The sequence below is a fragment of the Streptomyces sp. NPDC018000 genome (assembly GCF_044328025.1).
Taxonomy (GTDB): Bacteria; Actinomycetota; Actinomycetes; order Streptomycetales; family Streptomycetaceae; genus Streptomyces.
This window is the reverse complement of record NZ_JBIRGM010000002.1, coordinates 1-12,170: the sequence shown is the minus strand read 5'-3', so window position 1 is coordinate 12,170 and position 12,170 is coordinate 1. Positions and strand designations below refer to the sequence as shown.

7 protein-coding genes are annotated in these 12,170 nt (G+C 70.5%); 4 read left to right on the top strand and 3 right to left on the bottom strand.

Annotated features, from left to right (window positions below; genetic code table 11):
- Positions 1–51: 51 nt before the first annotated feature.
- Positions 52–2,163, top strand: coding sequence for an asparagine synthase-related protein (locus ACH4EW_RS04500; protein WP_398251320.1), 2,112 nt, complete (start codon positions 52–54; stop codon positions 2,161–2,163).
- A 59-nt stretch (positions 2,164–2,222) separates the two neighbouring features.
- Here ACH4EW_RS04500 and ACH4EW_RS04495 read toward each other — a convergent pair whose 3' ends face one another.
- Both ACH4EW_RS04495 and ACH4EW_RS04490 read right to left on the bottom strand, forming a co-directional pair.
- A complete protein-coding gene (locus tag ACH4EW_RS04495) occupies positions 2,223–4,301 on the bottom strand; it encodes a sigma-70 family RNA polymerase sigma factor (protein ID WP_398251317.1) in 2,079 nt (692 codons plus the stop codon).
- Positions 4,302–5,035: 734 nt separating this feature from the next.
- Entirely contained in the window at positions 5,036–5,956 is a 921-nt protein-coding gene (locus tag ACH4EW_RS04490; RefSeq protein WP_398251314.1) for a TetR/AcrR family transcriptional regulator, read from the bottom strand.
- Positions 5,957–6,297: 341 nt separating this feature from the next.
- Here ACH4EW_RS04490 and ACH4EW_RS04485 point away from each other — a divergent pair, with 341 nt between their 5' ends.
- The gene (locus ACH4EW_RS04485; RefSeq protein WP_398251311.1) at positions 6,298–7,758 is read left to right on the top strand and encodes an NAD(P)/FAD-dependent oxidoreductase; all 1,461 of its coding nucleotides are present in this window, start codon (positions 6,298–6,300) and stop codon (positions 7,756–7,758) included.
- Between the two features lie 186 nt (positions 7,759–7,944).
- Entirely contained in the window at positions 7,945–9,678 is a 1,734-nt protein-coding gene (locus ACH4EW_RS04480) for a SpoIIE family protein phosphatase (RefSeq protein ID WP_398251308.1), read from the top strand.
- A gap of 40 nt (positions 9,679–9,718) precedes the next feature.
- Here ACH4EW_RS04480 and ACH4EW_RS04475 read toward each other — a convergent pair whose 3' ends face one another.
- On the bottom strand, positions 9,719–11,023 hold the full coding sequence (locus ACH4EW_RS04475) for an MFS transporter (protein ID WP_398253237.1): 1,305 nt from the start codon (positions 11,021–11,023) through the stop codon (positions 9,719–9,721).
- 154 nt (positions 11,024–11,177) lie between these two features.
- On the opposite strand from ACH4EW_RS04475, the gene ACH4EW_RS04470 reads away from it, so the two are divergent.
- The gene (locus ACH4EW_RS04470; RefSeq protein WP_398251305.1) at positions 11,178–11,735 is read left to right on the top strand and encodes a MarR family winged helix-turn-helix transcriptional regulator; all 558 of its coding nucleotides are present in this window, start codon (positions 11,178–11,180) and stop codon (positions 11,733–11,735) included.
- Positions 11,736–12,170: the final 435 nt, after the last annotated feature.

Sequence of the window (12,170 nt, the reverse complement as noted above, 5' to 3'; positions counted from 1 at the left end):
TCCCGGTGCTTTCCTGCTGCGCCGTTTTGTCCACAGCCTGTGGAGGCGGCGATGCGTTGGTTGGTGGGGTGGAGCAGTATCGCCGCGAGCTTCGGCACGGCCGGAGCCGTAGGCGCCGCCGACGAGGGGCGCACGATGCACCCCGTCGGGTCTCAACTCCTGTGGGGCGACCCCGATCCGCTCTGGGCCGTCGGCGACTGGCGCCCTGACGAGATCCGTATCAGTACGGTCGAAACCGCCGAAGGCGCGCCCACCGCCCGAATGGCCGTACTCGGCTGCTGCAGCGCCACCGACGAACAGTTGCGCGCCGGCCTCCTCGCCGCCCGCGGCGGAGCCCTGCGCCATCTCACCTCCTGGCCCGGCGGCTACACGATCGTCGTCCAGGTCGGCCGCCGGATCACCGTCATCGGGGATCTCGCCGGGGCCCGCCCGGTGTTCTACACGCCATGGGCCGGCGGTACGGCGTACGCCACCGCCGCACTCCCGCTCGCCGACCTCATCGAAGCCCAGCTGGACATCGGTCACCTGGCCGCCCTGCTCGCCTGCCCCGAAACACCGGAGGCGCTGCGCGACGGCACCCCGTACGCGGGAGTGAAGCGCATCCCGCCCGGACACGCGCTCATCCTCCGCGAGGGCTCGCGCGAGATCACCGGGTACGAGGCGGTGGCCTCCCTGGCCGTCGCCGCGCCCCAACTCGACCCGGTCAGCGCCGTCGACGGGGTGCGCGACGCACTGGTCGAAGCCGTACGCGCCAGGCTCACCGCCCCGCGCCACGCACCCGAAACCCTGCCGCCCGACCCCGGACCCGTCCCCGGGATGGGGCCCGCCGAACGACGCGCCGCCCGCGGCGCACCCGTACCGGGTGTCGGCGCCGACCTCTCCGGAGGCAGCGCCTCCGCCACCCTCGCCCTGCTCGCCGCCGGACTGCCGGGCCTGCCCGGCACCCTCCTCGGCCACGGCACGGGCGCGGGGGAGCGGCTGCTCGCAGTCACCTTCAACGACCTCACCGCCCGCGGACACGAGGGCGAACTCGAACGCGCCCGCGTCATCGCCGCCGATCCGCGCCTGCACCATGTCGTCGTCGCCGCCGGGGAAGAGGCCCTGCCCTACGCCGACCTGGGCGGCGGTCCGCTCACCGATGAACCCGCCCCGTCCCTCGTCGTCGCCGAGCGCCACCGCCGCCGCCTCGCCTCCGGCAGCGCCGACCACTTCGTCGGCGGCGGTGCACGGCAGGTGCTCGATGCCCACCCGGCCCGCCTCGCCGACCTGCTGATGGACCGGCACCGACGCCATCTGCTGCGCCCGGTCGCCGCACTCGCCAAGGCCGAGGGCCCGACCGCGCACTCCTTCTTCGTCCCGCTGACCGTCTACCGCGCGGCCCGCCGCCTTTCCCGTACGTCGTATCGCACCGGCCTGGAAACGGCGGCCGACCGGCTGCCGGACGCCAACCGCCACACCCCCGACCTCGACACCCCCGCCGATGCCTCGCTCGCTGCCCTCGCATGGTCGCGGCCGGGGCCCGCCGCACGCTGGCTGACGGGGGAGGCGCTCGCCGAAGTATCGGTTCGTCTGCAGGAGGCGGCGATCCGCCCAGCCTCCGTCCAGCGCCCGGGCGAGGCCCGCGCGCGGGCCGCCCTCGCCCGGTACGCCGCCGACCACCGGATCCTGGAACAGGCCGCGGAAAACCGCAGCCAGCGACTGCACGCCCCGTTCCTCGACAATCAGGTCGTACGCGCCGCCCGTGCGCTTCCCGAGTCGCTTCGGGTCCAGCCGGGCGCCCGCGCCGCGGTCCTGCGCCGGGTACTCGCAGGCGCGGGCATCCACGAACTGCCGCCCGGCTGGGGCGCCCCTTCCCTCGCCACCTCGAACGCGACTGCCCGCACCGGACTGCGCGCCGCCCTTCCCCAACTGCTTGCGCTCTTCGACGCACCGCTGCTTGCCGACGCAGGCCTGGTCGAGGCCCGCGTCGTACGGAAGGCCCTGCGCGCGGCCTCGGAGGGCGAGCCGCTCCCGCTGGACGGCCTGGCGCACCTGGCGTCCACGGAACTCTGGCTCCGCCGCCTCGTCTCGCGGCGCGGCACCTGCTGGACGGGCACGGCGGCACCCCGCCAGCGTGCGGTCGCGGGCGGAGTCGTCCCGGCGAGGCGGACGCTGCAGCCGTAGCAGCCGCACGAGTCAGAACGCGCCGCAGGCCGCACCCCGACGACCTTGCCTCGGGCCCCTCACTGACAACTGATGGTCGAATCCGCCCAGTTGGCGAGTGTCACGCCGCCGCCTGGATGGATCCGCTCGACGACGAGCCGGATCCTTTCCTGACCGGTGATATTGACCCCGACGGGTACGGCCGGGTCGTTACGGTCCATCACCGGGGACTGCCACAGCTGCGTCCCGTCACCGTTGAAGACGGAGAAGCGCACCGAGCCGAGCCCCGTCGTCATGCCGTCGACCCCGACCATGGCCTCATAATGCGCGCATTGCCGGTTCAGCTTGATGGTGACCGAGGACTCGCTGTGGACGGTCACCCCGTGCGTGTACCACGTGCCGCCGATCGACAGGTCGGAACGCTGCCAGACCCAGTTGCTCTCACCGAGCACCACCTCCGGCCGGGTGTGGTCACCCAGTACCGAATAGCCCAACTCGCTGACCCGGTAGACAGTCGGCGCGGGCGTCGGGGTCGGCGTCGGCGTTGGGGCCGGGGCAGGCGGCGTCGGTTCCGCGGGAGGCGGTGTGGGCTTCGGGGTCGGTGTCGGAGTCGGGGTGGGCGTCGGAGTCGACTTCGGTGGGGGAGTCGGGGACGGGGCAGGTGGCGCGGGTGGTGCCGGCGCTTCGGGCTTCGGAGTCGGGGTGGGCGTCGGAGTCGACTTCGGTGGGGGAGTCGGGGACGGGGCAGGTGGCGCGGGTGGTGCCGACGCTTCGGACTTCGGCGGCGGCGGCGTCGGCTTCGGCTTCGACTTCGGCGGTGCGGGCGTCGGCACCGTGGGCGCAACGGCAGCCGGCTTGGCCACATGTCCGACCTCGGGCTTCGGCTGGTCGTCGCCGACCAGTGCCCAGGCCAGTCCGGCCGTCACGGTCACGGCCCCGGCAACCACCGCAGCCGCGACACCTGCTTTCGCCGGGGCACCGAGTCCTTCCGAGAGCGCGGCACCGCCGGCCGTTCCCGTGGACGAGCTTCCACCGGCCGCTGCTGCGGCGGCACCCGCGCCCGCGGCTGCCGCCGCGCCACCGGCGACTGTTCCGGCAGCCTTGAGCGCATACCCGGCGGCGAACCAGCCGATGACCGCGACCGGCAACAGGGCAGGAATTCCGGCGTTGACATGGGCAAGTTCGCCGACGGCGAGCCGGCACTTCACGCACTCGTCCAGATGCCCCCGCAACCCGCGCTCGGCCCGCATCCGGAGGCCACCCCGGGCATACGCGCCGAGGCGGTCGGCGTAACGAGCACAGTCGCCGTCGGAGATGAGCGCCTGGCTCACATGCGCCTGCAGGTACGCCTGCTTGAGCCCTTCGCGGGCCCGGCTGGCCAGCACCGCCGTGGCATTGGCGGTCAGCCCGAACAGCGGGGCGATCTCGCTGGGTGACTCCTCTTCGACGGTGGTGTGCCACAGCACCGCCTGCCAGCGCTCCGGCAGACTGCGGAACGCCTGCATCGCCATCGACTGCTCGGCCTCGTGCATCGCCAGCACATCGGCACCCAGGTCGAGCGTGTCCGCGTCCGACACCTGGGAGGACTGGGATGCCTGGGCGGCGAACACCGCGAAGTCATCGACCAATTGCTCCCGCTTGGCGCTCTTGGTCCAGGCGGCACCGACATGCCGGACAGCCGTCATGAGGTAGGCCCGTACCGCCTCCTCGGGCCCGTTGCCTCTGCGTACTGCCTGCAGCGTGCGGGCGAAGACCTCGGCCGTCAGATCGTCGGCGGTGTGCGCGTCCCGGCAGCAGGTCCGCGCGTAGCGGCGCACCGCGTCCGAGTGCCGCCGGAACAGCTCCTCGTACGAGAGATCGTCGCCGTCCCGCATCTGCTTGATCAGCTCGGCGTCGGAGAGTGCGGAGCCGGGGGCACGGATGGCGGTGGTGTTGCCACCCTTCCGCTGCATCGGCACAGCGGCGCCGGCCTCGACAGTGGCCTCAACGGGTGCCGGCCACGGACCGGGCAGGACGGTGCCGCTCTCGGCGTCGCCACCTGACCGCCCGGGTCCGGCCTGACTGGGTACCTGCCGGGAGGACGGCCCACCGGCCTCCGCCACTCCGCCCACGTCCGAGACGTCGTCGAACGACTCTTCCTGCTGCCCGTCACCGCTCATCGCGGAAGCCCCCGTATGCGCTTTCGGACCCGAACTCCGGGCAAGGGTGCCACATGGCGCAATCACGCCGGACCTTCAGCCCCAACAACCACTCATCCGGGGTCTTTTCTCGAATATGAGTACTAGGGATCACTCATTCGGGGAAGGCTCAATGGGCTTTTCTGCACGGGTGGGTTGCAGACACTGGGCGGCGTCCCCACCGGCGAGAGCCGATCAAGCGCCGAGCAAACACCGATCAAGAGCCCTTCGAGCAGCGCACGAGGGCCGACCAGAGATCCGGAGAAGAGCAGGGCCGGTGCTGCGGAGAGCCGGTCGGCGGGCGGCCGGGCCGCGCCTGGTCCAAGGACGGTCCGGAGCCCGGAGGCGGAGGCCGGCAGCAAGAGAGACAGACGCGGTAGCCGGAAGCGGAAGCGGAGCAGGAAGGGCGCGCGAGGGGCGCACGAGCGACGATGAGCTGCCGAGCGAGACACGCCAAAACTGGCCACGCCGAATGCTCAACGCCTAACGTATTCACGCCAGGCCAATCACGCCGACGGCACACCCCAGCCACCCGGTCCGATCCGACCGCACACCCCAGCCATCCGCCCAGGAGAGCCGACGCACTCACGCCCATCACGCCCGCGCACCCTCAGGCGGCCCCGCATTCACGCGTTACCACCGTCACCGCGTCAGCGCGCATGCGCACCACTTTCACACGCCGGCACGCACGCGCACTCCACTGCCGTGCACCCCGTTCACACGGCCGGTCGCGAGCGCAGTCCCTCCAGCAGGATGTCCAGAAGCCGGCTCGAAGCCGCAGCCTGCTGAGCCGCGTCAGGCAGCGAAGGCGCCGCCGTCGCGATGACCAGCAGCACATCCGCCACTGTCACATCGCAACGCAGCTCACCGGCCGCCCGTGCCCGGTCCACCAGCCGTCCGACTACCTCCAGCAGTTCACCGGCTCCCGTGTCGTCGTCCTCGGTGCCGGCGTCCGTGGCGGAACGCCCGTCAGCCGGCCGCAGGTCGGTCTCCCCTTCGCCCTGCCGCTGCTGAGGCACCCACGTCTTGTTTCGAGCGCTGTCCGGGCTCGACCCGGATACGGAGGCCGCTATGCCCCCCGACTCCCCGACCGCGTTCGAGTCGTCGGCATCGGCATCGGCATCGACCCCGACCCGCAGCACCTGCGGCGGCAGCAGCCGCCCCGCGCCCGAGGCCACGGACGTCCGCAGGAAGCGCGACAGCGCCGACCACGGCTCTTCCTCCTGGCCCAGCGCGGTCCGCGCCTGGTCCGTCAGCCGGGAGGTCTCCTCCTCGGCTATCCGCCGCACCAGAACGTCCTTGCTCGGGAACCGCCGGTACACCGTGCCGACTCCGACTCTGGCACGACGCGCCACGTCTTCCATCGGAGCCCCGTATCCCAGCTCGCCGAACACCTCGCGTGCTGCTCGCAGCACATGCTCCAGATTGCGTTGCGCGTCCACGCGGAGCGGAGCCGAGCGCCCGTTCGCTCCGGCTGCCTCGGCTGTTCCGGTCGTACCGCCTGCTCCGGCCGCCGCGACCGTGCCCACCGGACCCGCTGTGTCCACTGTCCCCACCACTCCGTTTAGTCCGTTTTCGTCGGACGAATGGGACGTGCCCGCCGCAGCAGTCTGCCAATGAGAATCCTGAATGTGCATAACTGTTCCCCCGGATATGACGTCTCCCCCCGGAGACTTCCCGCCGTTTGAGATCAGAGAGTGGATCACGGTCACGACCCGACACCCCGACGACGTACGAACATAGTTGAGCCCGAGTCAATTCAGAAGGGGGTGGTTCCGCACGGAGCGCCCCCCGATCGGAGCAAGGACCGGTTGATCACTGATTCGACCCCCGCCCGCCGCCCCCACTCCAACCTCTGACCTGCGCAGCTTCCACATCGTCGCCGCGATCAGCAGCAGCGGCCCGTCCAGAACCTCCGGTCACACAATTTGCCGGGGCTGTGGACAAACCCTTGAGCACGATGCGTCATGGGGTGGTGATGGCTTCAGATTCCGGGGGAACGCCCCCCGGCCCCCCGCCGGGTGTGCGCATTCTCGTCGTCGGCGGCGGCTACGTCGGGATGTATACAGCGCTGCGTCTCCAGCGGAAGCTGAAGCAGAGACTCAGAAGCGGTGAGGCCGAGATCGTCGTCGTCACGCCTGAGCCTTATATGACATATCAGCCATTTCTGCCCGAAGCGGCCGCCGGTTCGATCTCACCGCGTCATGTCGTCGTGCCACTCCGCCGGATCCTGGCGCACTGCAAGATCGTGATCGGTGAGGCACAACGTATCGACCACGCCAAGCGCACCGCGACCGTCACCACTCTTGCCACCGGCGAGGACGGCACCGGCGCCGTCGAGATTCCGTACGACGAGCTCGTCCTCGCCCCAGGCTCCGTCTCGCGCACCCTCCCGGTCCCCGGCCTCGCCGACCACGGCATCGGCTTCAAGACCGTCGAGGAGGCCATCGGCCTGCGCAACCATGTCATCGAGCAGATGGACATCGCCTCCGCCACCCGCGACCCGGCCATCCGCGACGCCGCCCTCACCTTCGTCTTCGTCGGCGGCGGATACGCGGGCGTCGAGGCCCTGGCCGAGCTGGAGGACATGGCCCGCTACACCTCGCGGTACTACCACAACATCAAGGCGGAGGACCTGAAATGGATCCTCGTGGAGGCGTCCGGCCGCATCCTTCCCGAGGTCGGCGACGCCATGGGCGCCTACGCGATCCGTGAGCTGCGCGGCCGTAACATCGACGTCCGCCTCGACACCCGGCTGGAGTCCTGCGAGGACCGGATCGCCGTCCTGAGTGACGGCTCCCGCTTCCCGACCCGCACCCTCGTGTGGACCGCGGGCGTCAAACCCGCGCCGATCCTCGCCGCCACCGACCTGCCGCTCAACGAGCGCGGCAGGCTCACATGCACGGCGGAACTCACCGTCGAAGGGGTCGAGCACGCCTGGGCCGCCGGGGACGCAGCGGCCGTGCCCGACCTGACCGCCGCGGAATCGGGCAAGGAGACCGCCCCCAACGCCCAGCACGCCGTGCGCCAGGCCAAGCTCCTCGCCGAGAACCTCCTCGCGTCGATCAGCGGCGAACCCCTCAAGGAATACCGGCACAGCTACGCGGGCTCCGTTGCCTCACTCGGTCTCCACAAGGGCGTCGCCCATGTCTTCGGTCGTAAAATCAAGGGCTGTCCGGCCTGGCTGATGCACCGTACGTACCACCTCAGCCGTGTCCCCACGCTCAACCGGAAGGCCCGCGTCCTTGCCGAATGGACCCTCGCAGGGCTCTTCAAGCGCGAGATCGTCTCCCTCGGCTCGCTGGAACACCCGCGCGCCGAATTCGAACTCGCCGCAGGAGGCAAACGCCCCAGGCCGACCGGCCCGCCGAACACCGACGGCTCGCCGGGACCCGGCCACCCGCCAGGGCCCGACGGCCCGCCGAGGAACGGCGGCTGACTGGCCGTCGGCCCGCCTTCGCACCTGCCCGCGCCCGGCTGTACCGACAACTGTCAGTACGGTCCGTCACACTGGACGTGTGACCATGGGTGGACCCACACCTGCACAGAGTGACCCGGCCGGCAGTGACCGACACTGAGCAGCCCGCCCGAGCGGACCAGACCGACACACGAGGCCAGAAATTCCGTGAACTTCACGCGTTGGAGCGCCCGCCTACCCGGAACGCAGCGCCGCGCCGCCGTACGGGACGACCGCAGTCCCGTACCCTCGGCCCGCGCCGAGTACGCACAGCCTGAGACCGGGCCCTGCCCGCCGGACGGCGACACGCACGGCGAACCTCGCAGGGACCGCGGCCCCGCCCTGGAGGATCTCTGCGCCCGTGACATCCTCGGTCAGCTGCCCGCCCTGGTGGCCCTGGTGTACGGCCCCGACCACCGGATCGCGTACGTCAACGACGCCTACGCCGCCGCCTTCGGACCCCGCCCGGCCGGCGCCACCGCCGCCGAGGCCATGCCCGAGCTCACCGAGCTCAGCCTGCTGCCCCTCATGGACCAGGTCCTGCGCAGCGGCACACCCCGTACGGTCAAGTCCCGCAAGGTCCGCAGCGGCAATTCGTACACCGTGACCTGTACCCCGGTGCACAGGAACAACGGCGAAACCGGAGGCGACGGAGGCAGGAGCAAGAAACAGAACAAGCGCAACAGGAGCAACAAGGACAGGAACGGCAGCGCAGGCGGAGTGCTCGTGTACGCCGTCGATGTCACCGACCACGCCGAAGCGGCCGAACGGCTCCGCGCCAGCGAGCGCCGCCACCGCGAAACGGCCGTCACCCTCCAGCGCTCACTGCTCCCGCAGGAGCTCGAGCAGCCCGACGACCTGCGGATCGCCGCGACCTACCAGCCCGGCGGCACGGACGCGGCGGTCGGCGGCGACTGGTACGACGTCATCACGCTCGGCGCAGGCCGCACCGCTCTGGTCATCGGGGACGTGATGGGCCGTGGGGTGCGCGCCGCCGCCGTCATGGGCCAGCTCCGCACGGCCGTGCGCGCCTACGCCCGCCTCGACCTCCCTCCGCACGAGGTGCTCCAGCTCCTCGACGGTCTCGCCGCCGAGATCGACGCCAGCCAGATCGCCACTTGCGCCTACGCGGTCCACGATCCGAACGAGGGCCGGCTCGTCTACGCCTCCGCCGGTCACCTCCCGATCCTGGTGTGCGACGAGGACGGTACGGTCCACCGCGCCGAGGACCCGACAGGCCCACCGCTCGGTACCGGCGGCTGGATCCACACATCGGGCACGATCGCGCTGCCGCCCGGCTCCACCGCGGTCCTCTACACGGACGGCCTGGTGGAGCGCCGCAGCGAGGACATCGACGAGGGGGTCGCCGCTCTGGAACGCGCCCTCTCCGGTGCCAAGGGTTCGCCCCAGGTGGTCTGCGACCGGCTGATCCGCTCCCTCGGCGTCACCGCGGAACACGACGACGACGTGGCGGTGCTGGTGGTCCAGCACCCCGCCCGCACGGGGGCGGACGCGGAGCTGTTCCACAACGCCTCGCTCGATCTCCTCGGAGGCATCGAAGCGGCCCCGCGCGCCCGCGCCTTCGCGACCGGCGTCCTGACGTCGTGGCGATTCCCGGTCGAACTCTGCGACCTGGGCGTACTGGCCGCCGGCGAACTCGTCGCGAACTCCCTCAAGCACGGCACCCCGCCGATGTGCCTGGGCCTGCGCCGCACCGACCGCCGCCTGATCATCGAGGTGACCGACGGCGACGACCACCTGCCGCGCCGCCGCCGCGCCGATCCGGCGGACGAAGCGGGCCGCGGTATTTCCATCGTCGCGACGATCGCCACGTCATGGGGCAGCCGCCGCACACCCGGCGGCGGCAAAGCGGTCTGGTGCGAATTCGCCCTGCCACAGTAGGGGCCCTGCCGAAGCAGGACCCCTACTCACCCCTACTGCCTCAACGAGTGGTGGCGGCGGAGGAGGCGGCCACGGGCTCGGCCTCCGGCAGTGACACGGCCACCACCCTGGACGGCACCGTCTCGATCGAAGGCTGATCCTGTACGGGAGTGAGCCGCCGGCCGAGCCGCATCGCCAGCACCGTGATGCCCAGCGAGAACAGTACGAACGTCACGATGTACGGCCCGTGCAGCGTTGCCCCCATCGGCCCGCCCACGGCCGGACCGACCGCCAGCGCGAGCTGCTTGCACAGGGCGAACGCGGAGTTGTACTGCCCGACCATCGACTCCGGCGCCAGATCGGCGACCAGCGGCGCCACGGTCGGCGACAGCATCGACTCACCGAGTCCGAACAGCGCGTATGTGGAGATGAACGCGGCCGTCGCCATGGTCTGGCTTCCGTGCCCGAGCCCCGCGTACCCCGCCACGATCCAGGCGAGTGCCCAGATCAGACCGACCGATGCGATGACACGGCTGCGCCTGCGGCGCTCCACCAGACGCAGCACGACGAACTGCGCCACGACGATGACGGCGGTGTTGGCAGCCAGCGCGATACCGAGCGTCGAAGGCTGGATTCCGGCGGCCTCGGTGCCGTATGCCGCAAGCCCGGACTCGAACTGTCCGTAGCAGGCGAAGAACAGCACGAAGCCCAGCACGCACAGCTGCACCATGGCCCGGTGCGAGAGCAGCGCCCGCAGCCCGCCCGACGTCTGGGACCCGTCGGTGGGCCTTGCGCCGCTGAAGGAGGGCGTACGGGACAGCCGCACCGTGGAGGCGACGACACCGAGCACGATGAACATCGCGGCCTCGATGAGGAACAGCAGGGTGAAGGTCTCCGGCCGGCTCGTGTCGACGATCTGCCCGCCGACCAGCCCACCGATGCCGAGCCCGAGGTTCTGCAGGAAGAACTGCGTGGCGAAGGCGCGCGTACGGGTGGCGTTGCTGGAGCACCACACGAGCATGGTGGCGAGCGCCGGCTGCGTGACCGCCGTACCCGCGCCGAGCACCGCGGCCGACAGCACGGCAGCGGTCACATTCGACGACAGACCGAGGGCGACCGCGCCCAGGGAAGCGAGGACCGAGGCGGCGACGAGTACGGGCAGCGGCCCGCGCCGGTCGATGGCACGGCCGGTGAAGGGCAGAACGGCGAGTGCTGCCATGGCGAAGACCGCCAGCACGACTCCCGCCGTACCGGCACCCAGATCCCGTACCTGAGCCACATAGACGTACAGATACGGAACGGTGAACCCCAGCCCGAATGCGCTCAGCGCGCTGCCCAGCTGGGTCCGCCGCAGTGCTGCACCCATCTCCCTGGTCACACTCACCTACCTCAAGGTCTCGAAGCGACTTGCCGAGCCACCCGAACGACTCGAACCCGAAGACTTTAGCACTAAAGTTAGAAGCTCAACAATTCAGACCGAAGGACTTCGATGGTTTGGAGGGCGTGCCATACTGCCCGCCATGTCTGACACCACCGAGCAACCCGGCCCGCAGGAGCCGAGCCTCGACGAGCAGATCGCTGCCTACCAGCGCGAGTTCCGAGACCTGGACCCCCAGGTCGAGCAGGTCGTCTCGGCCCTGGGCCGACTGAACCGCCGGATGAACGTGGCGTACGGACGCCAGGTCGCCGCTCTCGGCATCAGCAACGCCGAGTGGGAGGTCCTCAAGACCCTGGTCCTGGCCGGCGCCCCGTACCGCCTGGGCCCGGGAGAGCTGGCCAAGCGCCTCGGCCTCACCCCGGCGGCGATGACCCACCGCATCGACCGCATGGCGGGCGAGGGCCTGGTCACCCGCGACCGGGACGAGAAGAACCGGGTGCGCGTGATCGTCGAGCTGACCGACGAGGGCCGTGCGAAGTGGCTGGAGGCGATGCGCATGGCCTCCGACTTCGAGGCGGACCTGCTCCAGGACCTCGCGGGCGACGAACGTGGAGTCCTCGGCGACATGCTGATCCGCCTCCTGCGTCGCGTGGAACACGCCCAGCCGGACGCCGGCGGCCGCCTCACCGACCTGGACTGAACCTCTGCCGGACAGGCAGGAAAACCGCTTGACCTGGCGAGGTTGACACGCCCCTCCTCGGTCCGTAAGGTTCTTCGAGTTGCCACAGAGCCGGAACGGTTCTGCGGCAACCGATCCCGCCGCGAATGCGGCAACCAAAACTCAGCACGATCTCCCACTCGGGAAAATTTCGGCATGCCGAAATTGATTTCGAAGACTCGATTATGAGTCGCCGGGAAAATCCGCTAGAGTTTGAGCGTCGGAACGGCCCAACGGCCTGGAAGGCAAACCCCGCTGACTGGGAATCGGGTCCGAAAGGATCTGATAGAGTCGGACTCGCCGGAAAGGGAAACGCGAAAGCGAAGAACTGGAAAGCGGCCCCGCTTCGACCGGGAATCGGACACGAAAGAGTCTGATAGAGTCGGAAACGCAAGACCGAAGGGAAAAGCCCGGAGG

Bases quoted from the DNA above. Each gene is read 5' to 3' on its own strand.
- ACH4EW_RS04500 (WP_398251320.1), top strand. From the start codon at position 52: ATGCGTTGGTTGGTGGGGTGGAGCAGTATCGCCGCGAGCTTCGGCACG.
- ACH4EW_RS04495 (WP_398251317.1), bottom strand. From the start codon at position 4,301: ATGAGCGGTGACGGGCAGCAGGAAGAGTCGTTCGACGACGTCTCGGAC.
- ACH4EW_RS04490 (WP_398251314.1), bottom strand. From the start codon at position 5,956: ATGCACATTCAGGATTCTCATTGGCAGACTGCTGCGGCGGGCACGTCC.
- ACH4EW_RS04485 (WP_398251311.1), top strand. From the start codon at position 6,298: ATGGCTTCAGATTCCGGGGGAACGCCCCCCGGCCCCCCGCCGGGTGTG.
- ACH4EW_RS04475 (WP_398253237.1), bottom strand. From the start codon at position 11,023: ATGGGTGCAGCACTGCGGCGGACCCAGCTGGGCAGCGCGCTGAGCGCA.
- ACH4EW_RS04470 (WP_398251305.1), top strand. From the start codon at position 11,178: ATGTCTGACACCACCGAGCAACCCGGCCCGCAGGAGCCGAGCCTCGAC.